General features: G+C 69.8%; 16 protein-coding genes and 1 pseudogene. 8 read left to right on the top strand and 9 right to left on the bottom strand.

The features are described from left to right. Positions 1 to 217: 217 nt before the first annotated feature. Entirely contained in the window at positions 218 to 760 is a 543-nt protein-coding gene (locus tag E5082_RS09030) for a MarR family winged helix-turn-helix transcriptional regulator (RefSeq protein WP_244321582.1), read from the bottom strand. A 661-nt stretch (positions 761 to 1,421) separates the two neighbouring features. On the opposite strand from E5082_RS09030, the gene E5082_RS09035 reads away from it, so the two are divergent. Both E5082_RS09035 and E5082_RS09040 read left to right on the top strand, forming a co-directional pair. Further along, positions 1,422 to 6,011, top strand: a complete 4,590-nt coding sequence (locus E5082_RS09035; RefSeq protein WP_135790765.1) for a HAMP domain-containing protein — start codon at positions 1,422 to 1,424, stop codon at positions 6,009 to 6,011. Positions 6,012 to 6,120: 109 nt separating this feature from the next. Next, positions 6,121 to 8,658 carry a SpoIIE family protein phosphatase gene (locus tag E5082_RS09040; RefSeq protein WP_135790766.1) on the top strand — a complete coding sequence of 846 codons (2,538 nt, stop codon included), beginning with the start codon at positions 6,121 to 6,123 and terminating at the stop codon, positions 8,656 to 8,658. A 92-nt stretch (positions 8,659 to 8,750) separates the two neighbouring features. Here E5082_RS09040 and E5082_RS09045 read toward each other — a convergent pair whose 3' ends face one another. Together E5082_RS09045 and E5082_RS09050 are read right to left on the bottom strand one after the other, a co-directional pair. Continuing rightward, positions 8,751 to 11,063 (bottom strand): FdhF/YdeP family oxidoreductase, encoded by a 2,313-nt coding sequence (locus E5082_RS09045; RefSeq protein ID WP_135790767.1) that lies wholly within the window; start codon positions 11,061 to 11,063, stop codon positions 8,751 to 8,753. A 36-nt stretch (positions 11,064 to 11,099) separates the two neighbouring features. Continuing rightward, complete coding sequence (locus E5082_RS09050) at positions 11,100 to 11,720, bottom strand: SRPBCC family protein (protein ID WP_135790768.1); 621 nt, start codon at positions 11,718 to 11,720, stop codon at positions 11,100 to 11,102. Between the two features lie 234 nt (positions 11,721 to 11,954). On the opposite strand from E5082_RS09050, the gene E5082_RS09055 reads away from it, so the two are divergent. Together E5082_RS09055 and E5082_RS09060 are read left to right on the top strand one after the other, a co-directional pair. Further along, complete coding sequence (locus E5082_RS09055; RefSeq protein ID WP_135790769.1) at positions 11,955 to 13,394, top strand: serine/threonine-protein kinase; 1,440 nt, start codon at positions 11,955 to 11,957, stop codon at positions 13,392 to 13,394. Between the two features lie 40 nt (positions 13,395 to 13,434). Then, positions 13,435 to 14,193 (top strand): ZIP family metal transporter, encoded by a 759-nt coding sequence (locus E5082_RS09060; protein ID WP_135790770.1) that lies wholly within the window; start codon positions 13,435 to 13,437, stop codon positions 14,191 to 14,193. A gap of 28 nt (positions 14,194 to 14,221) precedes the next feature. Here E5082_RS09060 and E5082_RS09065 read toward each other — a convergent pair whose 3' ends face one another. Continuing rightward, positions 14,222 to 14,563 (bottom strand): helix-turn-helix transcriptional regulator, encoded by a 342-nt coding sequence (locus tag E5082_RS09065; RefSeq protein WP_135790771.1) that lies wholly within the window; start codon positions 14,561 to 14,563, stop codon positions 14,222 to 14,224. A gap of 268 nt (positions 14,564 to 14,831) precedes the next feature. Between E5082_RS09065 and E5082_RS09070 the strand changes: the two genes are divergently transcribed. Continuing rightward, positions 14,832 to 15,215, top strand: coding sequence for an STAS domain-containing protein (locus E5082_RS09070; protein WP_229918779.1), 384 nt, complete (start codon positions 14,832 to 14,834; stop codon positions 15,213 to 15,215). 66 nt (positions 15,216 to 15,281) lie between these two features. Here E5082_RS09070 and E5082_RS09075 read toward each other — a convergent pair whose 3' ends face one another. From E5082_RS09075 to E5082_RS09090, 4 genes and pseudogenes are all read right to left on the bottom strand, one after another. Continuing rightward, positions 15,282 to 16,340 carry a zinc-dependent alcohol dehydrogenase family protein gene (locus tag E5082_RS09075; protein ID WP_135790773.1) on the bottom strand — a complete coding sequence of 353 codons (1,059 nt, stop codon included), beginning with the start codon at positions 16,338 to 16,340 and terminating at the stop codon, positions 15,282 to 15,284. Between the two features lie 169 nt (positions 16,341 to 16,509). Beyond that, positions 16,510 to 17,631 (bottom strand): PP2C family protein-serine/threonine phosphatase, encoded by a 1,122-nt coding sequence (locus E5082_RS09080; protein WP_135790774.1) that lies wholly within the window; start codon positions 17,629 to 17,631, stop codon positions 16,510 to 16,512. A gap of 302 nt (positions 17,632 to 17,933) precedes the next feature. Then, positions 17,934 to 19,103 carry a phospholipase D-like domain-containing protein gene (locus E5082_RS09085; RefSeq protein ID WP_167514020.1) on the bottom strand — a complete coding sequence of 390 codons (1,170 nt, stop codon included), beginning with the start codon at positions 19,101 to 19,103 and terminating at the stop codon, positions 17,934 to 17,936. Between the two features lie 243 nt (positions 19,104 to 19,346). Next, positions 19,347 to 20,000, bottom strand: a pseudogene (locus E5082_RS09090) (phosphatidylglycerol lysyltransferase domain-containing protein); the annotation flags it as partial. 775 nt (positions 20,001 to 20,775) lie between these two features. On the opposite strand from E5082_RS09090, the gene dhaK reads away from it, so the two are divergent. From dhaK to E5082_RS09105, 3 genes are read left to right on the top strand one after another with little or no spacing between them, the layout of a single operon-like run. Continuing rightward, positions 20,776 to 21,768, top strand: a complete 993-nt coding sequence (dhaK, locus tag E5082_RS09095) for a dihydroxyacetone kinase subunit DhaK (protein ID WP_135790776.1) — start codon at positions 20,776 to 20,778, stop codon at positions 21,766 to 21,768. 46 nt (positions 21,769 to 21,814) lie between these two features. Continuing rightward, entirely contained in the window at positions 21,815 to 22,426 is a 612-nt protein-coding gene (gene dhaL, locus E5082_RS09100; protein WP_135790777.1) for a dihydroxyacetone kinase subunit DhaL, read from the top strand. Next, the gene (locus tag E5082_RS09105; RefSeq protein ID WP_135790778.1) at positions 22,419 to 22,829 is read left to right on the top strand and encodes a PTS-dependent dihydroxyacetone kinase phosphotransferase subunit DhaM; all 411 of its coding nucleotides are present in this window, start codon (positions 22,419 to 22,421) and stop codon (positions 22,827 to 22,829) included. The genes dhaL and E5082_RS09105 overlap by 8 nt, the downstream gene beginning before the upstream one ends. 43 nt (positions 22,830 to 22,872) lie before the next feature. On the opposite strand, the gene E5082_RS32310 is transcribed toward E5082_RS09105, so the two are convergent. Continuing rightward, complete coding sequence (locus E5082_RS32310; RefSeq protein WP_167514018.1) at positions 22,873 to 23,019, bottom strand: hypothetical protein; 147 nt, start codon at positions 23,017 to 23,019, stop codon at positions 22,873 to 22,875. Positions 23,020 to 23,212: the final 193 nt, after the last annotated feature.

Here is a 23,212-nt window from a genome sequence, read left to right on the forward strand (position 1 = left end):
TGTGCCCGCGACACATCCATCGACAAGCGATTTCGCCGAAGATGACCTGCAGTTGACCATCCCTACCCGTATGGCCAGAGGTCCGGCTTGCGTTCACTGCCGACCGGGCACGGCGCTCGGCATTCGGGACTGAAAAAGCGGCAGTCCCGGCCGGGACTGCCGCAAAAGGATTGCCTGTTCAACCACACCGCCCGGCGGGCATTCCCGCCGCCTTTGCTCACGCTGAGCAGATCACGGGATTCTCCGTATAACCCGGTCCAGGTGGGTCCAGTGCGCGGCGCAGGCCATCCATCCCTTCGACCAGCGCGGCGCGTTCGCCCTCTGGCATCGAATCGAGCACGGTCGCCAGGAACTGCTCTCTTTCCTCCCGCAGCTCCCGGAGATAGGCCGTGGCGCGGCCGGTCAGATACAACTCGATCTCCCTGCGGCTCCTGGCGCTGTAGGCCCGCCTGACCAAGCCCATCGCCTCCAGCCGGGCACACAGGCGACTGAGAGCGGGAGCCGCGGAGCCGAGCGCCGCGCACAGCTCACGCAGGTTGCTTCCCGCCGCGGTTTCGAGCGCGTACAGGAGGCGCAGTTGCGAGGAGGAGACGAGGGGCGTGGAGCGCTGCTGCCGCTCCCATTGCGCTTCGAGGCGCTCCAGAGCCGTACGCAGCGTATGGACGTCGTGCGAGGTGTGCGGCCGGGATGCCATCTCGTCCATGCTCTGTAACTCCGAAATCAGATCCTGCTGAGCTGGGCGGGCAGAAATGATCAGCAACCGTCGCCCGCCGCTCCCCGCACCCGTGCCCCGGCGCGCGGGGCTCATTCGGTCGGACGGAACCGTCAGTGACGCGCCCGCACAGCCCCTTTGGCCCCGCCAGTCAACCACACGCCCTCCGCCGATAACATGACCTGCTTCTGCGTCACGGGACGGACACTGCCGCCGCGAGCTTCAAGTGATCGCTGCTCATGGTCCTGGGTAAGATCACTTGCGAGAGAGTGGAAAAGGTGACGGTCTCGAATGCCGCGCACTCGAAGATCTGCGCAGAGCTGCACCGTCACGGGGGGCTGGTGCGTCCCGGGCCGCAGCGCTGCTCACCGCCCCCTGCAGCTCGGGGACCTGCGCCGCGCCTGCGACCGGGATGACAGGAGCACTGCTGCCGACGTCCACTTGTGTGCCTGGTCACCTTCTGAGGAAGCCCGGAGAGCTTATGCCCGGTTTGCCCAAGATCAGAAGCGGCTCGCCCCTTAGGTGTACGAGGCACGGTCGCTGTCTGGGTCTGGGTCCACTTGCCGCACGGGCTCTGGATGCCGTACTAAATACTTTCCCCATGTAAAAGGTTCTCGGGGATGTGGGGCCCGGCAGTGAAGAGACTGCGGGGCCGGTCGTCTGACGGGTCGCTCCGGCGTCCTGCTGCCAGGTGGAATGAGGATGGATCATGCCTGAGGCGTCGGTTGAGGCGTCGCGCCCCGTGCCCCGCTCCAGGCCGGCGCGGGCTGGTGGGAAGGTCGCGGAGCCGGAGCTGCGCCAGTTGCTGGCGGGGCTGACGGCGGTGCGCGACGGTGACTTCGGCACCCGGCTGCCCGATGAGGCCGACGGTCTCATGGGGGAGATCGCCACCGTCTTCAACGGCATGGTCGATCAGCTGTCCCTGTTCACCTCCGAGGTCACCCGGGTGGCCCGCGAGGTGGGCACCGAGGGCACCCTGGGCGGCCAGGCCGAGGTTCCGGGCGTCTCGGGCACCTGGGCGGACCTGACCGACTCGGTCAACGCGATGGCGGGCAACCTCGCGACCCAGGTGCGGGACATCGCACAGGTGGCCACCGCGGTCGCCCAGGGGGATCTGTCGCAGAAGATCGATGTCGATGCGCGCGGGGAGATCCTGGAGCTGAAGGAGACCGTCAACACGATGGTCGACCAGCTCTCCTCGTTCGCCGACGAGGTCACCCGGGTGGCCCGCGAGGTGGGCAGCGAGGGCCGGCTGGGCGGGCAGGCCCAGGTGCCGGGCGTGGGTGGCGTGTGGCGGGATCTGACCGACTCGGTGAACTTCATGGCGGGCAACCTCACCGACCAGGTCCGCAACATCGCGCAGGTGACCACCGCCGTCGCCAAGGGCGACCTCTCGCAGAAGATCACCGTGGATGCCCGGGGCGAGATCCTGCAGCTGAAGGACACCATCAACACGATGGTGGACCAGCTGTCGGCGTTCGCCGACGAGGTCACCCGCGTGGCCCGCGAGGTCGGCACCGAGGGCCGACTCGGCGGCCAGGCGGACGTCAAGGGCGTCTCGGGAACCTGGCGGGATCTGACCGACTCGGTCAACTTCATGGCCGGCAACCTCACCAACCAGGTCCGCTCCATCGCCCAGGTGGCCACCGCCGTGGCCAAGGGCGACCTGTCCCAGAAGATCACTGTCGAGGCCAAGGGCGAGATCCTGCAGCTGAAGGACACCATCAACACGATGGTGGACCAGCTGTCGGCGTTCGCCGACGAGGTCACCCGCGTGGCCCGCGAGGTCGGCACCGAGGGGCGCCTCGGCGGCCAGGCGGACGTCAAGGGCGTCTCGGGTACGTGGAAGGACCTCACCGAGTCCGTCAACGTCATGGCCGACAACCTGACGGCACAGGTCCGTTCCATCGCCGACGTCACCACCGCGGTCGCCCAGGGAGATCTGTCGCAGAAGATCCGGGTGGATGCCCGGGGTGAGATTCTGCAGCTGAAGGAGACCATCAACACGATGGTGGACCAGCTGTCGGCGTTCGCCGACGAGGTCACCCGCGTGGCCCGCGAAGTGGGCACCGAAGGAAACCTCGGGGGGCAGGCGACCGTACGTGGCGTCTCGGGTACCTGGAAGGACCTGACCGACAACGTCAACGTCATGGCCTCCAACCTGACCGGGCAGGTCCGCTCCATCGCCCAGGTCGCCACCGCCGTGGCCAAGGGCGACCTGTCCCAGAAGATCACCGTCGAGGCCAAGGGCGAGGTCGCGGCCCTCGCCGACGTCATCAACACCATGGTCGACACGCTCTCCGCGTTCGCCGACGAGGTCACCCGGGTGGCGCGTGAGGTCGGCACCGAGGGCCGGCTCGGCGGCCAGGCCAGGGTTCCGCACGTCGCGGGGACCTGGAAGAACCTGACCGACAACGTCAACTCGATGGCGAACAACCTCACCGGCCAGGTCCGCAACATCGCCCAGGTGACGACCGCCGTCGCCAACGGCGACCTGTCCAAGAAGATCGACGTCGATGCGCGCGGCGAGATCCTGGAACTGAAGACCACCATCAACACGATGGTGGATCAGCTCTCCTCGTTCGCCGCCGAGGTCACCCGTGTGGCACGTGAAGTGGGCAGCGAGGGCCGCCTCGGCGGTCAGGCGGAGGTCGAGGGCGTCTCGGGCACGTGGAAGCGGCTGACGGAGAACGTCAACGAACTCGCCGGGAACCTGACCAGCCAGGTGCGGGCGATCGCGGAGGTGGCCAGCGCGGTCGCCGAGGGCGACCTGACCCGCTCGATCACCGTGGAAGCCTCCGGCGAGGTCGCCGAACTCAAGGACAACATCAACGCCATGGTCGGGTCCCTCAGGGAAACGACTCAGGCCAACCAGGAACAGGACTGGCTCAAGTCCAGCCTGGCGCACATCTCCGGCCTGATGCAGGGCCACCGCGACCTGTCGGTGGTGGCCGAGCTGGTCATGGAGGACCTCACCCCGCTGGTGTCGGCGCAGTACGGCGCGTTCTACCTGGCCGAGGACACCCCGGGCGGTACGGAACTCAGGCTCGTGGGCTCCTACGGCCGGCCCGCCGGCATCGACGGCCACGACCGGTTCACGCTGGGTGAGTCGCTGGTGGGCCAGGCGGCCCGCAGCCGCCGCGTCATCACCGCCGAGGGGGTGCCCGGCGAGTACATCGGCATCTCCAGCGGACTGGGCAAGGCCACTCCGGGCGGCCTGATCGTGCTGCCCATCGCGGTGGAGGACCAGGTGCTCGGAGTGATCGAACTGGCGTCCTTCACGCCCTTCACCTCCATCCACCGCGACTTCCTCGAGCGGCTCGCGGAAGCGCTCGGCGTGAACGTCAACACCATCCTCGCCAACGCCCGCACCGATGAACTGCTCGAGGAATCCCAGCGGCTGACCGGGGAACTCCAGGCCCGCTCCGAGGAACTGCAGGTGCAGCAGGAGGAACTGCAGCGCTCCAACGCGGAGCTGGAGGACAAGGCCAAGCTTCTGGCCTCCCAGAACCGCGACATCGAAGGCAAGAATCTGCAGATCGAGCAGGCCCGCCAGGAGCTGGAGGACCGCGCCCAGCAGCTGTCCTTGGCGTCGAAGTACAAGTCGGAGTTCCTGGCCAACATGAGCCACGAGCTGCGCACCCCGCTCAACAGCCTGCTCATCCTGGCCCAGCTGCTCGCCCAGAACCCCTCGCGCAACCTGACGCCGAAGCAGGTGGAGTACGCGGGCATCATCCACTCGGCCGGCTCCGATCTGCTCCAGCTGATCAACGACATCCTGGACCTGTCCAAGGTCGAGGCCGGGAAGATGGACATCAACCTCGAGCAGGTCCCGCTGCGCGGGCTGCTGGACTACATCGAGGCGACGTTCCGCCCGATGACCACGCAGAAGGGCCTGTCCTTCGCCGTCGCCTCCGCCTCCCGGGTGCCCTCGGACCTGGTCACCGACGATGCCCGGCTGCGTCAGGTGCTGCGCAACCTGCTCTCGAACGCGATCAAGTTCACCGAGCGCGGGGGTATCGAGCTGTGCATAGAGCCGGCCGGCGAGGACGAGGTACCCGCCGGTGTGCACCGGGACGGGCCGGTGGTGGCCTTCCGGGTCAAGGACACCGGGATCGGCATCGCCGCCCAGCACCTGGAGACGATCTTCGGCGCGTTCCAGCAGGCGGACGGGACCACCAGCCGCAAATACGGGGGCACCGGGCTCGGGCTGTCCATCAGCCGCGAGATCGCCCATCTCCTGGGCGGCGCTCTCACCGCCCGGAGCACCCCCGGCCGGGGCAGCACCTTCACGCTGTACCTGCCGGCCGCACGCGCCGACCTGCTCGACCAGACCACGGCCGACCAGCAGGGCATGCCGGCCCTCGGGGAGGTGACCGGTGCGCTGTCAGGGAATCGGGAGCTGTCCGCCCCCGCGGAACAGGCTCCGGGGCAGGCGCAGCCGCGTCGGCTGCTGGTGATCGAAGAGCGCCAGCGCGGTCTGCTGTCGCTGGTCGCCGAAAGCGCGGTCGGACTTGAGGGAAGCCCTGGAGCGTCGGATCGCCATGGCAACGTCGAGGTGATCACGACGGTCGGAGCCCAGGAAGCCGCCGCCGCACTGGCGGCCGAGCCCTTCCACTGCGTCGTGCTGGAGCTGGACATGGCCGAGGGCCAGGCAGGGGCCTTCCTCGACGCGATGGACGGTGATGAGGCGCTGCGGCACGTGCCCGTGCTCGCGCACAGCAACCGTCAGCTGGGCGCGGACGGGGAGCAGGCTCTTCAGGCTCGGGCGGCCGGTCGTCCACTGGAAGTCCTGGGCAGCCTGGACGAACTGCGCGAGCGCATCGCCCTGCATCTGTCGGCCGAGCAGCCGGGAGACGTGGTGGCGCTGGTACGCGGCGAGGAGAGCCGGCAGCCCAGGCTCGACAGCCTCGACGAGCAGTTGCAGGGCTGCACCGTGCTGGTCGTCGACGACGACGCCCGCAACCTCTACGCCATCACCGGGATCCTGGAACTGCACGGAATGCGTGTTCTGCACGCCGAGGACGGCCGTAAGGGGATCGAGTGCCTGAAGGCGCATCCCGAGATCGATCTGATCCTGATGGATGTGATGATGCCGGAGATGGACGGCTATACCGCGACCGCCCAGATCCGGCAGATGCCCGAGTACGTGGACCTGCCGGTCATCGCGGTGACCGCGAAGGCCATGCCGGGAGACCGGGACAAGAGCCTTGCCTCCGGCGCCAGCGACTACGTCACCAAGCCCGTGGACGCCAACGATCTCGTGGCGTGCATCCGGCGCTGGCTCAAGGAGCAGTGAGCACCATGCTGGTCTTTCCCGTCTCCCGCCGCGCATCCGTGCCCGCCGGCCGTCGCCGCGTCGGCCGGCCGGTGGCACGGGCCTGGTCATACGAGGAGTCGTCGGCACGATGAGCGCACCCGAGTATGCCGAGGGCTCCGCGGAAGCCGCGTTCGCCGACGGCTCACGGCAGAGGCCACTCCCACATGAGCGCGTGCCCGGCACCGCGGCCTCGTCGCGGGGTGCGGTCCTGGTCCCGGCCCAGCCGGAGCGGGCGGAGCTGGCGGGCGTGGAGGGGGAGCCGGCCGCGCAGGCAGCCGGCCAGGTCGTGGTGGGCCGCCTGGCCGCGACGGTGGCACGGCTGAACGAGGAGGTGCAGGCCGCCCGGGCCGCCGCGGATGGCCGCGCACTGATCGAACTGGCCAAGGGCATCCTGATCGAGCGGCTGCACTGCGGGCCCGTCCAGGCCGCACGGCAACTCGCGGAGCTCGCCGAACAGTCCGGTGTGTCCGACCTCGAACTGGCCGCCGACATCATCAACCAGGCCGCCCGCGACCAGGTGGCCCAGATCGCGCTGGAATTCCTCCAGCTCAGCGGCAACGGCACCGGCGAGGACGACCGCGCGTCCCTGGCGGTGCGGCTACGGGCCGCGGAGAGCGGCGCCCTGGCCGCCGGCGACACCCAGGCCGTCGCCGAGTCCCTGCTGCAGCACGCCCTGACCCCGCTGGGCGCCGCAGCCGTCGCCGTGTGGAGCGCGAGCCCGGACGGCTCGCTCACCCTGCGCGGCCACGCCGGGTTCAGCGACGACGAAGCCGAACGCTGGCGCCATGTGCCCCCCGGCGTCGCCACCGTGGCCCGGCGCGCCCTGACCGACCGCGGCCTCGTGCACATCGCCTCCATGAGCGGGCACGCGCCCTCCATCGGCTACCTCGACTTCCCGGACGGCGGGCGCATCGCCCTGTGCGCGGGCACCGGCGGCCGCATCAGCGGAGTGCTGGAGATCTGCTGGCCCCAGCCGCTGACCGAGCAGCCCCCCGCCATCCACCGCCAGCTCGAGGCGCTGGCCGACCTGTGCGCCCACACCCTGGAGACCCGCCCCGCCGGCGACAGCCACCCGCCGGGCGCCTCCGCACCCGACGGGGCCGCCACGGAACTCATTCACCTCGCCGACGGGCTGCACGATCCAGCCCTGGTCCTGACCCCCCATCTGGACACCGAGGGCCGGCTCGCCGACTTCCGCATCCACCACACCAACAGCCACTTCCAGGACCCCTCCGGCCGGCCGCGCAGCGCCCTCACCGGCGCACTGCTCCTGCAGATCTACCCCCTGGCCGTCGGCTCGAGCGACCTCTTCGGACAGCTGGAGAGGGTCTACGCCACCGGGGAACCCTTCAGGGCCCGGCGCATGACGCTGCCCACCCTCATCGACCAGGTCTCCCTGAGCACGGTCGCCGACATCAGCGTCAGCCGTCACGGCGACAGCCTGCTGATGATCTGGCGCATCGAGGACGAAACCGCCCGCTTGGCCAGCATCCTGCAGCACGCACAGCGCCTCGGCCGGATCGGCGGCTTCGAGGAAGACCTGCTCACCGGTGACATCACCTGGAACGGTGAGCTGTTCGCCCTGTACGGGCGGCCGCCCGCCGCCGGACCGCTGTCCCTGCACGAGCTGGCCGCCCACGCCCACCCGGACGACGCCGTCGCCATCGGCCGCTTCCTGCGCGCTGTCGTGCACCACGGCCGCTCCGCCAGCGTCGCCTTCCGGCTGCAGCGGTCCGACGGCGTCACCCGGCACATCCGGGTCGTGGCGGAACCCGTCACCTCCTCCGACGGCCGGCTTGCCGCCCTTCGAGGCGCCTACCAGGACATCTCCTCCCAGCACTGGACGGAAGTGGCCCTGGCCGCCACGCGCGACCAGCTCGCCCACACCGAGCAGGAGTCCGCCGAACGCAACCGCCTCGCCCTGCAGTTGCAGCACGCCATCATGCCCCCCGCCCACGGCCCGCTCGAGGTCTCCGGCCTCGAGGTCGCCGTGCGCTACCGGCCCGCCGAATCCGAAGCCATGGTCGGCGGCGACTGGTACGACGCCCTCGTCCTGCCCACCGGCCAGGTCCTGCTGAGCGTGGGCGACGTCGCCGGGCACGGCATCAAGGCCGCCACCGGCATGGTCGTCCTGCGCAACGCACTGCGCGGACTGGCCATGACCGGCGCCGGCCCCGCCCAGCTGATGTCCTGGCTCAACAACGTCGTCCACCACCTGACCGACCACCTCACCGCGACCGCGGTGTGCGCGCTGTACGACCCGGCCACCCGCATCATGCGCTGGGCCAGAGCCGGCCACCTCCCCCCGGTCCTCGTCCGCGGCGATCAGGCGGACACCCTGCCCCTGACCGGGGGCCTGTTGCTCGGCGCCCTGGCAGACGCGCGCTACCAGGAGGACCAGACTCAACTACAGCCCGGTGACACCCTGCTCATGTACACCGACGGCCTCGTCGAGCGCCGCGACACCGCGGTGGAGGACTCCCTGACCCATCTGCTGCGCACCGCCGAGACCCCCGCCGGCGCCCTCGGGCAGCGCCTCGACCGGCTGCTCACCTACAGCAAGTCGGACACGGACGACGACACCTGCCTCGTCGGCATCCAGATCCCCGCGACGACACCGGAATGACCAACGGAAGGCAGCGGGCGCCGCAGTAGGACCGTCGGGCAGGCGGGGCTCCCCGACGGTCCGCTGCAGCGGACGTCCGTCATCCGTTTCGGTCAGACGGTTGCCGGCCGGGATCGGTCGCCCGTGGGTTCGAGGCGGACGACGATACCCTTCGACGTGGGCTGGTTGCTTACGTCGGCGACGCTGTCGAGCGGCACCAGGACGTTCGTCTCCGGGTAGTAGGCGGCGGCCGAACCCTTGGCCGCCGGGTAGGACACGACCTCGAAGTTCTCGGCCCGGCGCTCGGTGCCGTCCTCCCAGACGCTCACCAGGTCCACGCGATCGCCCTGCGCGAGGCCGAGTCGGGAGAGGTCGGCCGGGTTGACGAGGACCACGTGGCGGCTGCCGTGGATGCCGCGGTAGCGGTCGTTGTTGGTGTACGGGACGGTGTTCCACTGGTCGTGCGAGCGCAGGGTCTGCAGCAGCAGGTGACCCTCGGGGGCCCGGGGGACCACCCGCTCGTTGCAGGTGAACCGGGCCTTGCCGGTCTCGGTCCTGAACACCCCCTCGTTGACCGGGTTGGGCAGCTGGAAGCCTCCCGGACGGCTCACGCGGGCGTTGAAGTCGTGGAAGCCCGGCACGATCCGGGAGATGGCGTCGCGGATGGCGTTGTAGTCGCCCTCGAACTTGGCCCAGGGGATGTCCCCCTCGCCGCCGAGGCTCAGCCGGGCGAGCCGGCACAGGATGGCGACCTCGCTCAGCAGCATGCGCGAGGCCGGTTCGAGTCGTCCCTGGGAGGTGTGCACCTGACTCATGGAGTTCTCGACGGTGACGAACTGCTCGCCGTCGGCCTGGACATCACGCTCGGTCCGCCCCAGCGTCGGCAGGATCAGGGCGGTGTCGCCGCAGACGGTGTGCGAGCGGTTGAGCTTGGTGGAGATGTGGGCGGTCAGCCGGCACGAACGCATCGCCTTCTCGGTGACCTCGCTGTCAGGCGCCGCGCGTACGAAGTTCCCGGCCAGGGCGAGGAAGACCTTGACGCGGCCCTCCAGCATCGCCTTGATCGAGTTCACCGAGTCCAAGCCGTGCGGGCGCGGCGGATCGAAGCCGAACTCCTTCTGAAGGGCGTCGAGGAATGTGTCCGGCATCTGCTCCCAGATGCCCATGGTGCGGTCGCCCTGGACATTGCTGTGGCCGCGCACCGGGCAGGCGCCCGTGCCGGCGCGCCCCAGATTGCCGCGCAGCATCAGGAAGTTGACGATCTCCCGGATGGTGGGTACGCCGTGCTTGTGCTGGGTGATGCCCATCGCCCAGCACACGATGACGCGTTCGCTCCGCAAGACCTCGTCGCGGACCTTCTCGATCTCCTCGCGGGTCAGTCCCGTCGCCGCGTGCACGTCGTCCCAGTCCACGGTGCGGGCGTGCCGGGCGAACTCCTCGAAGCCGGAGGTGTGGGCGTCGATGAAGTCGTGGTCCAGGACGGTGCCGGGACGCGCGTCCTCCGCCTCCAGCAACAGCCGGTTCAGCGCCTGGAACAGGGCGAGGTCCCCGCCCGGCTTGATGTGCAGGAAGCGGTCGGCGATCTGGGTACCCCGTCCCACGACCCCACGCGGCTTCTGCGGGTTCTTGAAGCGTCGCAGCCCCGCCTCGGGCAACGGGTTCACCGCCACGATGCGGCCGCCGTTGCGCTTGGCCTCCTCCAGGGCCGAAAGCTGCCGCGGGTGATTGCTGCCCGGGTTCTGCCCCACCAGGAAGATCAGGTCCGCGTGGTGGAGATCCTCGAGACTCACGGTGCCCTTGCCGACGCCCAGTGTCTCGTTCAGGGCGAAGCCGCTGGACTCGTGGCACATGTTGCTGCAGTCGGGCAGGTTGTTGGTGCCGTAGGCGCGGGCGAAGAGCTGGAAGACGAAGGCGGCCTCGTTGCTGGCCCGGCCGGAGGTGTAGAAGACCGCCTCGTCGGGCGAGTCCAGCCCCTTCAGTTCCTGCGCCAGGACGCCCAGGGCGTCGTTCCAGCCAATGGGCTCGTAGTGGTCCGACCCGGGCCGTTTGATCATCGGCTCGGTGAGCCGGCCCTGCTGGTTGAGCCACATGTCGGAGCGGGCGGCCAGATCGGACACGCTGTGCTCGCGGAAGAAGTCGGCGGTGATCCGGCGCGTCGTGGCGTCGTCGTTGATGTGCTTGGCGCCGTTCTCGCAGTACTCGTTGCGATGGCGCCGGCCCGGAGCGGGGTCCGCCCACGCGCAGCCGGGGCAGTCGATCCCGCCCACCTGGTTCATGGTGAGCAGGTCGACCCCGGTCTTGCGCGGGGAGGTCTGCTCCAGGGAGTACTCCAGCGCGTGCACGACGGCGGGAACGCCGGCCGCCCACTTCTTCGGCGGTGTCACGGAGAGGGAGGTCTCCGGCTCCTCACCGGGCGGGTTCTGCATCGCTTGGCCTTTCTCTTGCCGTGTGCGGTACGCGGGTCAGCCGACGGGCCACTGGGCGACACGGCTCCTGGGCGGTTCCGGGGAGTCGTGCTGAACCCGGCCGTTGCGGATGGTGCCGCGCCAGGCACCGCCCTCCTGACCGAGTCCCTCGATGAAGTGCCTGAAGCTCACCAGCTCTCCGCGCACCAGTCGCACGGTCAGCCCCACGACCCTGGACGAGCGGGTGAGGACCTTCGCGGCCCCCTGCGGCTGGAGGAGCATCCGGACCGTGATCGCGGTGCCACCGGACTCCGTCGGCCGGAACTCGACTTCGCCCTGGTGGGTGGGGTGCTGCTCCAGGCCACGCCAGGCCAGGTAGGCGTCCGGGTCCTGTTCCACGATCTCGACCGCGAAACAGTGACGCAGGGGGCCGTAGCCGATGGTCCAGGCGGTGACGGTCGGCCTGATCTGCTCGACGTCGCGCACCACGGTCGAGAAGCGCGGGAACGTCTTGAACTGCGTCCACTGGTTGTAGGCCGTGCGGACCGGCACCGCGACCTCGACCGTCTCCTCGACGTGCCACTCGTGCAGGGGGCGGCGGCGCGTGACGCCGTCGTCGTCGGAGCGCATGCCCGGGGTGTTCGGCACGGCCCGCCCACCGTCGTCTTCGTGCGCCATCGTGGTCCTTCTTCCAGTGAGGGAGCCGGGCGTCGGGAGACCCGGCCCTCCCCTTGTGGGGCAGGGCATCTCTTCCGATTCCCCGATCCCGGGTTTCCAGTCACCCGCCCGCGCGGGCGTCCCGGGCTGCCGTGGGCCGCCGAAGTGGCCGGGGTGCCTGCCGCAGGAGCGGGTATCCGCGCCACACAGCGTCGATTGTCGGCTTTGCTCGCGGTGACAGTAACGGAGAGACGAATGAACGGCCCCCGAACAGACTTCCCGCCGACGCAGAGGGTGCTCGCCGAGACCGTGGGTGGCCGATACCAGCTGGGCGCCGGTATCGGCCGAGGAGGTGCCGCAGACGTCTACGAGGGCATCGACGTCCGCCTCGGACGACGGGTCGCCGTCAAGATCTTCCGGGCGGGAGCCGACCCGGAGATGGAACGGCGGTTCGCCGAGGAGGCCGTCCTTCTGGCGCGGCTTCAGCATCCCGGCCTGGTGACCGTCTACGACGCCGGCCGGCACCAGGACCGCGCCTACCTCGTCATGGAGCTGGTCACAGGGCGGACATTGCGTGAGTGCCTCGCGAGCGGGCCGCTGTCCCCCCGGCGCGTCGCCGAGCTGGGCGCCGCCCTCGCGCGGGCGCTCGCCCATGTGCACGACGCCGGCATCGTGCACCGCGACATCAAGCCGTCGAACGTGCTGCTGGACGCCTCCGGCGCTCCTCACCTGGCGGACTTCGGCATCGCCCGGCTGGTGAACGCCACTCGTCACACCGCTTCCGACGTCCTCATAGGAACCGCTGCCTATCTTGCGCCGGAGCAGGTCATGGGCAGGGAGATCCGACCGGCCGCCGACATCTACGCCCTCGGCCTGGTCCTGCTCGAATGCCTGAAAGGGGAACTGGAGTACGCGGGGACCCCGCTGGAAGCGGCTGTGGCACGTATGCACCGGTCGCCCGTCGTCCCGGACTCGCTACCGCCCGGTCTGGCCCGTCTCCTGCACGCCATGACGGCTCAGGACGAGACGACGCGGCCCGACGCGCCGAGTTGCGCCTCGGCGCTGTCCGCTCTGTGCGACGCACCTCCGCACTCCGTACCGGACGCCGCGCTGTCCTCGGTGGCCCCCGTCACCATCTCCGCGCGCGCGGACGACGAGACGCGCAGCCGGGCCCGGGCACGGCACACCGGCAGGACGGGACACGGGCGCCGCCTCGCGGTCGGCACCGCCCTGACCGCGCTTTCGGCGGCCCTGGGAGCCACCCTCGCCGTGACCCTGGGCACCGGCGCGCACAGCGACGATCGCGTCGGCTCCGGCTCCCCCACCTCCGAACTGGCCCAGCCGCCCTCCGACTCCGCCACGACGCCGAGGACTACCGCCGCAGAAGCGAACACGCGGCGGCCCGAGCCGGGTTCGGCGTCCGGGCCCTCACGCTCCAGCACCACCGCGGCCACGGCCGGCGACGCGGCTCCGGCCGGCGAGACAGCCATGACCGAAGCCGCGGCCCCGGCCGCCGCGCGCCGGACGTCACCCGGTGCGGAGAAGGGCGGCGACACCCCCCGGCACCACTCCCCGGGCCGGGACAAGAAGGCGACCAAGGGTGCTCCCGCCCACGCCGGGCCCGGCGGCGTGCGGAAGCCGGCCGGTACACCCGGCGGTTCCAAGGACAAGGCAGGCCGGAAGGGCCACGGCTGACCTGCGGCGCAGTGCGCGGCTCCTGGGGTATCCATGGAACATGACGGACGCTCTGGTCGCCGGTGGGTGGGGGCTGCTCGCCGGGTCGGCTCTCCTGGTGGGGGCGGCGCTCGGCTATCTGGTGCGGGTACCGCAACGCGTGATCGCGTACGTGATGGCCTTCGGCGCCGGGGTACTGCTCTCCGCCGTCTCCTTCGAACTGCTCGACGAAGCCCACAAAGAGGCGGGCCTGCTACCGACGGCGGTCGGTACGCTCCTCGGGGCAGCGGCCTACACGGCCGGCAACGTGTGGCTGGCCCGCGGCGGCGCCCGGCACCGCAAACGGTCCGGTCACCGGGAACAGCAGCCGTCCGAGGCGCAGCACGCCGGATCGGGCAGTGCCCTGGCGCTCGGCGCGCTGCTGGACGGGGTCCCGGAGTCGGCGGCCATCGGTATGAGTCTGATCAGCGGCAGCGGCGCGGTCAGCCTGGTGACGGTGGCGGCCGTGTTCATCAGCAACGTGCCCGAGGGACTGTCGAGTTCGGCGGGCATGCGCGCGGCGGGACGCGGGGCGCGTTACGTCTTCGGGGTGTGGGGCTCCATCGCCGCGGCCAGCGCGCTCTCCGCGCTGCTCGGATACGTTGTGCTCGGCGACATGTCCCCGGCCGTGGTGGCCACGGTGACGGCCGTCGCGGCGGGAGCCATCCTGGCCATGGTGGGCGACACCATGATCCCCGAGGCGTACGAAGAGACCCGTCTGGCTCTCGGACTGATCGTCGCCTCCGGCTTCCTGATCTCCTTCGGCCTCTCCCACCTGTGACAAACCACGAGACCAGGGACGGCCCGCGTCATACGGGCTCGCTGGGCATCGCCTGGCGATGGGTCTGGTCCTGGAGATTGAGCAATGAGAGGAGTGAGGCCACCGTCAGGCCCAGACCGGCTTCGGTCGGATGGCGCAGGACCTTGGCGGGGTCGATCTCATAGATGTTGCCGCGCCCCTGGCGCGTGTGTGAGAGGTAGCCGGCCTGCTCCAGGTCCGCGATGATCTTCTGCACGGCGCGCTCAGTGAGGCGGCAGCGGAGGGCGATGTCGCGGACCCGTGCGCTCTGGTTGTCCGCGATGGCCGCAAGGACGCGAGCGTGGTTCGTCAGGAACGTCCACCCGCTGTGTGACTCAGGTACCCCATCCATGGCCCGATTCTACCGAGCAACTATGCACGCTTTCAAAAACACGTACACGCTTTCGTGCATCACTTGACGCATGTTGCTTCCGTGGGGGAATGTTGGGGCGGTCGCACCAATGCACTTGGAGTAAGCCATGCAGCAGCCCTCGGACCGGGTCCGGTCACCCCTGGCGCCGAACCTCCCCTGCTCCGAGAGAGATGGTGCTGCAGAATCGCTTCCGCCCGGTCAGGCAACTGCGTTGTTCGCGTCGAGCGGTAACCGGAGCCGGGTGATAGTGCGAGGTGAACTCGACCTCGTCTCGGGCGAGCAGATCCGAGGCCGCCTGGTCGAAGCCTTGACCGCGTCCCCCAACCGTCTTGAGTTGGACCTGAGCGGGGTCAGCTTCTGTGACTGCGCCGGCCTCAATGTGCTTCTGGAACTCCGGCACCGGGCCCTGAGTCAGGGCAAGACCGTCACGATCCGGGCCGCCAGCCCTGTGGTCGACAGGTTGCTCGACCTCATCGGAGCGCAAAAGCTGTTCGCACCCGAGCGGTCGTGGTGCACCGAACCCGCGTCGTCGGGCGCCGCCTCCCTGCCCTCACCGAAGCCGGGAGCGTCGCCCGGCGTCAAAGCACAGCGTGGCCGGCACCTGTCAGTACGGGTGAGTGAGCCCGCTTGAGTTCATGCCGGCGATGCTTCAGCCAGCGGCTCCCCACGCCGTGCCGCACCGGGAGGACTCCGCTTCCTACCCGTCGTCCTCGTCCCGGGCGTCTTCGAAGACGAACAGTGGCTTGGTGCCGTGGGCCAGTGCTTCGGCGAGTGCGACGGCTTCGGCGAAGCGTTCCACCGGGAACCGGCGCCCCGGGGGGATGTTCAGCACCTCGTCGGAGACGAGATCGCGGACCCGGGCCAGCATGCCCAGCGCTACCTGGGGTGAGGCGGTGCCGAGCCAGCGGTTCAGCCAGAAGCCACGGACCGTTTTGGTCTCGTAGATGAGTGAGCGGGCCTGCAGTGGGATCGTCAGTGCCGAGGGGTCCGTCTGCCGGTGGGTGGAGAGGGCTCCGTAGACCACCAGCTGCCCGCCCGGGGCCAGTGCCTGGGACACCTGGGCACCGACGGGACCCGCGACGCAGTCGACGGCCTTCCGCACGCCGGCCGGTCCCGCCGTCTCGGCCACACGCCGTACCAGGTCCTCGTCCTCGGTGCAGATGACCTCGTCACCGCCGAGCGCTGTGATCTCCGCGACGGCGCTGCGTCGCCGCACGACGTTGATCGTGCGGATGCCCAGATGCCGGGCGAGCTGGATGACGAGCCGCCCGACGGTGGAGCCCGCGGCCGTCTGCAGTAGCCATTCGCCCGGCTGCGCGTCGAGTTCTCGCGTCACGAGGAGCAGTGCGGTCAGCGGGTTGACGGCGAGCTGGCAGGCGGTGGAGTCGCTCAGGTGGTCGGGGACCGGCAGGAGTCTGTCGGTGTCGATGACGAGGTACTCCTGCCAGGTCCCGGCGACGGGGGGTCCGGGCACCGCCGGGATCGCAACGGCCACCACACGCTCACCGGCCTTCGGGCCGTCGGTGTCCGGGCCCAGGGCCTCGACGCGGCCCACGCACTCCATGTTGCCCCCGACGGCGGGGAACTCCGGGGAGAAGCCGTAGCGGCCACGCAGCACGTGCAGATCACTGGCGTGAAGGGGAGTCGCCTGCACTCGGATCAGTGCCTGACCGGCCTTCGGTGTGGGAACAGGCCGGGACTGCAACCGCAGGACATCGGTGGGTTCACCGGCCTGGACGGCCACGACAGCGCGCATGGATCGAGGCATGAGCAGCCCTTCGTCCCAGAGCATCCAGACGGTCGTTCGCCGGGGCCGCCCGTCCGGGTGCGGAAACGAGTCCGTCACTCCACGCTATGCCCAGATCGGGGAAGTTTCCCCGGAGCGCCGAAGTCGGCTCCCCTCGGGAGCTTCCCCGATGCGGGGATCAGAGAGCCATGCGGCGGATGGCGACCACGGCCGCGTCGTCGTCGAGGTGTCCGTGGACGTGGTCCAGCAGGTCGTCGTGGAGGGCGCGCAGGAGTTCGTCGGGGTCGTCCTTGGCCCATGCGGGCGCCCGTTCGTCGAACGGATAGAAGAGCCCGCCGGTGTTGCGCGCTTCGATGACGCCGTCCGTATAGAGGAGAAGCAGGTCGCCGTCCTCGAAGGGGAACGTCTGGACGTCGTAGGCAGCCATACCGAAGGCGCCGCCGAGCCCGATCGGAAGGTGGCTCGCCTCCGGCGTAAGAGGAGTGACGCAAGAGCCGCGCAGGAGCAGCGGAGGTGGGTGGCCGCAGTTGATGAGGTGGACGACCGGCTCGTCGTCGGGGATCTCCAGGAGGATCGCGGTGGCGAAGTCCTCGTCGGTGTCCTCCTCCGACTGTGACCGCCACTGACTGGCGTCCCAGCGGAACGCGGCGTCCAGGTGCACGGCGAGGCGAGGCAGGGTGGCCTGCCGATGGGCGGCCGCACGGAAGGCGCCGAGCAACAGGGCGGCGTTGCTGATCGCGGCCAGGCCGCTGCCGCGCACGTCACCGATGAGGAGCCGGGTGCTGTGGTGGTCAGTCCGCGCTGCCGCGTAGAGATCTCCCCCCAGATCGGCTTCTTCCTCGGCGGGGACGTACAGCGCGGAAATCCGCAGCGGACCGGTGCGGGCAGGCAAGGGCTGGAGCAGCACGCTCTGCGCTGCCTCTGCGACGGACCGCACCCGGTGCAGCTGACGCTCCCTCCGGTCCCGCACCACGCAGATGCCGACACAGACGGCCGATACGATGACCAGAGCGGTGATCTGAGCCTGGATGTTGCCGGAGGACAAATTCTCTCTCAGTACACCGATCAGCACCTGCGCCGCCACCGCGAGCGCCCCCATCAGCGCCGTCACGCGGGCGCCCGCGAACGCCACCGTGATCGCCGGTGCCGCCACCAGCAGGGGTCCGAGGTGGATGTGTGGCGGAGCCAGCACGTCCACCACGCAGACCGCGACGATCAGCGCGAGAGGGATCACCACCAGCGCGGGCGCGTGACCCGGCTGCCAGGAACGCCGGAACACCCGCCACACTCGCAAAGCCATGTCCCAAGCCTTCCACCCGCCCTCCCCTGCGGGAACGCGCCGCTCCGGAGGCCGTCCGCCGCGCCTGACGACTGAACGCGCGATCGCGCCTGTCCGGCGCCGGCTCGTACGGTCCCGACGGCGACCGGGCGCGCATACCGCAGCTCCCCGCACGGGGACACGCGCGCGGCCGGACGGCATCACCGTCGGCGACAGCGCGCCGGCTCCGCGCCAGTGTCCGAGCGGAGACAAGTCAGGACCGGCCGAGCGGGCAGCCCGGCCGGTCCTGCGAGCGACAGACCGTCGACCGACGCGTCAGACGATCAGCAGGTCCCCGCCCGGCTGTAGGAACCCAGCGTCTCCAGCGTGGTGTAGTTCGACTGGTACGCGTTGAAGACCGCCGGCGTACCGCTGTACTTCAGCAGCGCCTCGTCATTGGCGTGCAGGGACTGGGTGGTGTAGTTGACACTCCCCGTCCAGATGATCTGCGAGGGCGTACCCAGGTAATCGGCGTCCACCAGAAGGTACTTCGAATGCAGCATCGCGGCAGGCGGAGCCGTCTTGGCGAACCGGTAGACGGCCACACCGCTGTGCGGACCGCAGGCACTCAGGGCATTGAGCGCGTTGTCGTCGGACGTGCCCTGATCGGTGTAGACCACGTGCACCGTGCAACCAGCGTCGTCCAGGCTCTTCAACTTCTGGGCGACAGCCACGTCCTTGAGGTCGTACATGGCCAGATGCACACTGCCCCCGGTGGAACAGTCGATGTTGCCCAGAACACCGAGGATGACATCCTCAGTGGGGTCCTGCTGCGGGAAGAAGTACGCCTTCGCGCTGGTGCCGGTCACGGCGTTGGCACCCGTCGCCGTCGTGTAGTCGACACTCGACGCCTTCCCCGACATCTGAGCCGCCTTCATCGCCGTGAAACGGTCGACGTAAGCCTGGTAGATGTCCGGCTGGTCGACCAGGGTCAGCGCGTTGTTCCACGCGTTGATCCCACCGTTCACACCCGAGGTCGCGGAGATCATGTTCGCCGACGACTGCACCAGCACATCGGAACTGCCCGACGTGCTGGTGAACAGGTAGAACTTGTCGTGGTTGATGATGCCGCCGGCCGTGTCGTGCTCGATACAGCCGCCGTGGCACAGCAGAACGTACGAGAGCGCAGCCGGGTCGGACCCCAGCACCGAGGCCAGGTCGGCGGTGGTCTTCTGGATGTTCGACGTCGGCATGTAGTCGTCGGCGACGATCTTGATGTTCACGCCGCGCCGGTAGGCACCCACCAGGGCGTCGTAGTACGCCTGCGAATTGAACGCGTAGATGGCGATACGGATCGTCGACCCTGCCGGGGCCCCGTCGATCAGACCGATCAGGTAGTTCTCGAGCGCGTACTTGTCCGTCGCGTCGTTGGGGTTGTTGAAGACGGCGTTGTTGGCCAAGGGAGTCGTGGCATGGCTCGGCACCCCGAAGGCGACAACGGATACCACTGACATCACGAGAGCGGATATCAGCTGAGCGAAACGAAGCCGTAGAAATCTACGCACAGCGCACCTTTGTGTGAAGCCCGAGAAGGGCAGCGAGTTCATGCACAGGCAACGCGCGCACCTTGATCACGGCACGCGCGCGGCCTGAGCATAGGGGTACCGACACCGGTGCGTCACAGCCGCGTCGTCACCGTCGCAACGCGATGTCCGCGGCCCCCGGCACCTGAGGGTCCGGGTGTGAGGGGGCGGGCATCAGCGAATGCGCTCCAGTTGCTCGCGGTGCATCCACTTCGGCAGTCCCGGCGCTTTTAGAAAACCCTCGGCGCGGGCGGCGGCCAGCCCGATGCGCACCACGTCGGTGCTCTTCTCGAACCGCATGTAGCGCGGCTCCCGGATGGGCCGGTACTTCGCGTTGGCGCGGTAGAGCGACTCGATCTGCCACCAGCGGGAGAAGAAGGCGAGCAGGGAGCGCCACATCCGCAGGACCGGGCCCGCGCCGAGCCGGGCGCCGCGCTCGAAGGCGGAGCGGAACATGGCGAAGTTGAGCGACAGTTGGGTGATCCGGGCCTCGTCCGCGCGCTGGATCAGGTCCAGCACCATGAACTCGATCAGTCCGTTGCCGGCCTCCCGGTCCCGCCGCATCAGGTCCAGCGACAGCCCTTTCTCACCCCAGGGGACGAAGCTGAGCAGCGCCCGCAACCGGCCGTCGGCGTCGGCACATTCGAGCATCAGGCAGTCGCCGTCGGCGGGATCGCCGAGCCGTCCGAGGGCCATGGAGAAGCCCCGCTCGGTGTCGCCGTCACGCCAGTCGTCGGCCAGCCGCACCAGCTCGGCCATCTCCTCGGCGGGAATCTCGGCGTGGCGCCGTATCCGCACGGTGTAGCCGACCCGGCGGACCCGGTGTGAAGAGGTCCGCCGTGTCGTGCCGCCGGATGTCGTCCCAGAAGGACACCCACACCGCCCCCAGCGCGTCCACCGCGGCGGCCACCCGCAGGTACCACAGCCCGAACACGGCAGCTCGACGCCCACACCTGCCATGGAGCCGGTTCTCGTCCGAACGCAAGCGATGCCTCCCAGGCCTTGACGACGGCGCTTGATCAGCATCTAAAATAGAATACGATTCGAGATCGGATTCGCCCCCACCCGTCTGCGAGGCGGATTGCGACACGGATCACGCCGAGCAGAGACCCTGGGGATCAGGTCGTGCCCCTGAGGCGAGCGAGACCGCAGGTGGCGACCCACCTCGCACCGCCAAGATCACTCCAATGGCCGATACGAAGTCTCCCGGCCGACGGGGCATTTCTACCGGCTCGCCGCACTCACTGCACGAGGCGCACTCACCAGGGCCTCTACAGCCGGAGCGCGGCAGCGGACACCCCGCGATGCTTGAGCTGATCCTCACCTGCACCCGGCCGGGGCACGCCGAGCGAGTACAAGCACCTGTCCCCCTCCACGTGACCTTCGCCGCCACAAGGCCGATACTGCCGACAGTAGTACTGCCATCTCAACGTCACAGACCACCCATCGACACCTGACACTCCACCACGAAAGTCAGCATCAGACCGCCGGAGCCCGTCTCCGGCCGCCAGGGACCGCCAAGATCAAAAAGCGACCTCACTCATCCTGACCAGCGCAAACGCTGCTCAAAGGCCCGTCTGCTAGCTCTCACCAGGAGACACCGATGAAGATGCTGATCAACGTCCCCGAGACCGTGGTGGCCGATGCGCTGCGGGGTATGGCGGCCGCGTATCCGGATCTGAACGTGGATGTGGAGAACCGGGTGATCGTCCGGCGGGACGCGCCGGTGGCCGGGCAGGTGGGGCTGGTGTCGGGGGGCGGGTCGGGGCATGAGCCGCTGCACGGCGGGTTCGTCGGACCCGGGATGCTGGCGGCGGCCTGTCCGGGTGAGGTGTTCACCTCACCGGTGCCGGACCAGATGGCGCGGGCCGCGGCGGCCGTGGACAGCGGGGCCGGGGTGCTGTTCATCGTGAAGAACTACACCGGCGACGTGCTCAACTTCGACATGGCCGCCGAGCTGGCCGAGGACGAGGGCATCCAGGTCGGCAAGGTCCTGGTCAACGACGACGTCGCCGTCGCCGACAGCCTCTACACCGCCGGCCGGCGCGGCACCGGGGCGACCGTGTTCGTGGAGAAGATCGCGGGCGCGGCGGCGGCCGAGGGGCAGCCTTTGGAGCGGGTGGAGGCCATCGGCCGCCAGGTCAACGACAGCTCGCGCAGCTTCGGGGTGGCCCTGGGCGCCGTCACCACCCCGGCCAAGGGCTCCCCCACCTTCGATCTGCCGCCCGGCGAGCTGGAGTTGGGTATCGGCATTCACGGTGAGCCGGGCCGCGAGCGGCGCCCGATGATGACCTCCGGCGAGATCGCCGACTTCACGGTGCACGCCATCCTGGACGACCTGGCCCCGCGCGGCCCGGTACTGGTCCTGGTCAACGGCATGGGCGCCACCCCGCTGCTGGAGTTGTTCGGCTTCAACGCCGAGGTCCAGCGGGTGCTGTCGGAGCGGGGCGTGGCCGTCGCCCGCACGCTCGTCGGCAACTACGTCACCTCGCTCGACATGGCGGGCGCCTCCGTCACCCTGTGCCAGGTCGACGAGGAACTCCTGCGGCTGTGGGACGCGCCGGTCCGGACCCCGGCACTGCGCTGGGGGATGTGATACGGCGGAGTCAGTGGTCAACATCCCTACCAGCCAAGGAGATCCAGTGCTCGACGCCGACTTCTTCCGCCGTTGGATAACGGCGACCGCCGCGTCCGTCGACCGGGAGGCGCAGCGGCTCACCGCGCTCGACTCGGCCATCGGCGACGCGGACCACGGCAGCAATCTCCAGCGCGGTTTCGCGGCCGTGCTGGCCACCCTGGAGAAGGAGGCGCCGGACACGCCGGGTGCCGTGCTCTCGCTCGCCGGGCGCCAGCTCATCTCCACGGTCGGCGGCGCCTCCGGCCCGCTGTACGGCACGCTGCTGCGCCGGGCCGGGAAGGTGCTCGGGGACGCGCCCGAGGTCACTGAGGCGCAGTTGGCGGAGGCGCTGCGGGCCGGGGTGGACGGGGTGAAGGCGCTCGGCGGGGCGGCGCCGGGCGACAAGACGATGCTGGACGCGCTGATCCCGGCCGTGGACGCGCTCGGCGAGGGTTTCGACGCGGCGCGCCGGGCAGCCGAGTCCGGTGCGGTGGAGACGACCCCGATGCAGGCACGTAAGGGCCGGGCGAGCTATCTCGGGGAGCGCAGCATCGGCCACCAGGACCCCGGTGCCACCTCGTCCGCCCTGCTGATCGCCGCGCTCGCGACCGCGGCGGAAGGAGGCTCCGATGAGTGACGAGCGGCATGTCGGAATCGTGCTGGTGTCGCACAGCGCCGAGGTCGCCGAGTCGGTGGCCGGGCTGGCGAAGGCCCTGGCGGGCGGTGCCACGGAGGTACCGGTCGCCGCGGCGGGCGGCACCGAGGGCGGCGGCTTCGGCACCAGCGCGGAGCTGATATCGGCGGCGGCCGCCGCCGTGGACCAGGGCGCGGGGGTCGCGGTCCTCACGGACCTGGGCAGCGCGGTGCTCACGGTGAAGGCGCTGCTCGCGGAGGGCGACGAACTCCCGGCGGACACCCGCCTGGTGGACGCCCCGTTCGTGGAGGGCGCGGTGGCCGCCGTGGTGACCGCCGTGACGGGTGCCGACCTGGACGCGGTGGTGGCCGCCGCGAGCGAGGCGTACGCCTACCGCAAGGTGTGAACGCCGGGCCGGTCCCCGTCAACAGGGGCCGGCCCGCACACCGTCAGCCCGGGCGTCCGACGAACTTCCGGGCCGGTTCCTCCCCTTGGGCCACCACGTCGTCGTGGGAGAAGTACGGGTCCGCACCGCGGTCGCAGCGGGTGCCTGGCCGGCCGTCGCAGTCGATGTCCGGGTCCGCCTTGAAGTACACAGGGCACGTTCTGCGGCCGGATGGAGCAGTTCACGGGGGTCCGGAGGGCGGATCGGCGAGGTCCGACCCCCCGGCCGCCCGCGTCGGCGCGGTTTCGGCGACGACAGCGTGTCCGCGCCACGGGCATGAACTGGTCTCCGCATAGGGGCAGTTCACGCCTCAGGGAAGCCACAGCATACGTAACGCCCGGACA

The organism is Streptomyces griseoluteus, from assembly GCF_004784465.1.
GTDB classification, from domain to species: Bacteria; Actinomycetota; Actinomycetes; order Streptomycetales; family Streptomycetaceae; genus Streptomyces; species Streptomyces griseoluteus.

Excerpts from the sequence above, each read along its gene's own strand:
- E5082_RS09035 (WP_135790765.1), top strand. The coding sequence starts at position 1,422 with ATGCCTGAGGCGTCGGTTGAGGCGTCGCGCCCCGTGCCCCGCTCCAGG.
- E5082_RS09040 (WP_135790766.1), top strand. The coding sequence starts at position 6,121 with ATGAGCGCACCCGAGTATGCCGAGGGCTCCGCGGAAGCCGCGTTCGCC.
- E5082_RS09045 (WP_135790767.1), bottom strand. The coding sequence starts at position 11,063 with ATGCAGAACCCGCCCGGTGAGGAGCCGGAGACCTCCCTCTCCGTGACA.
- E5082_RS09050 (WP_135790768.1), bottom strand. The coding sequence starts at position 11,720 with ATGGCGCACGAAGACGACGGTGGGCGGGCCGTGCCGAACACCCCGGGC.
- E5082_RS09055 (WP_135790769.1), top strand. The coding sequence starts at position 11,955 with ATGAACGGCCCCCGAACAGACTTCCCGCCGACGCAGAGGGTGCTCGCC.
- E5082_RS09060 (WP_135790770.1), top strand. The coding sequence starts at position 13,435 with ATGACGGACGCTCTGGTCGCCGGTGGGTGGGGGCTGCTCGCCGGGTCG.
- E5082_RS09065 (WP_135790771.1), bottom strand. The coding sequence starts at position 14,563 with ATGGATGGGGTACCTGAGTCACACAGCGGGTGGACGTTCCTGACGAAC.
- E5082_RS09075 (WP_135790773.1), bottom strand. The coding sequence starts at position 16,340 with ATGCGCGCTGTCGTGGCCGTCCAGGCCGGTGAACCCACCGATGTCCTG.
- E5082_RS09080 (WP_135790774.1), bottom strand. The coding sequence starts at position 17,631 with ATGGCTTTGCGAGTGTGGCGGGTGTTCCGGCGTTCCTGGCAGCCGGGT.
- E5082_RS09085 (WP_167514020.1), bottom strand. The coding sequence starts at position 19,103 with ATGTCAGTGGTATCCGTTGTCGCCTTCGGGGTGCCGAGCCATGCCACG.
- dhaK (WP_135790776.1), top strand. The coding sequence starts at position 20,776 with ATGAAGATGCTGATCAACGTCCCCGAGACCGTGGTGGCCGATGCGCTG.
- E5082_RS09105 (WP_135790778.1), top strand. The coding sequence starts at position 22,419 with ATGAGTGACGAGCGGCATGTCGGAATCGTGCTGGTGTCGCACAGCGCC.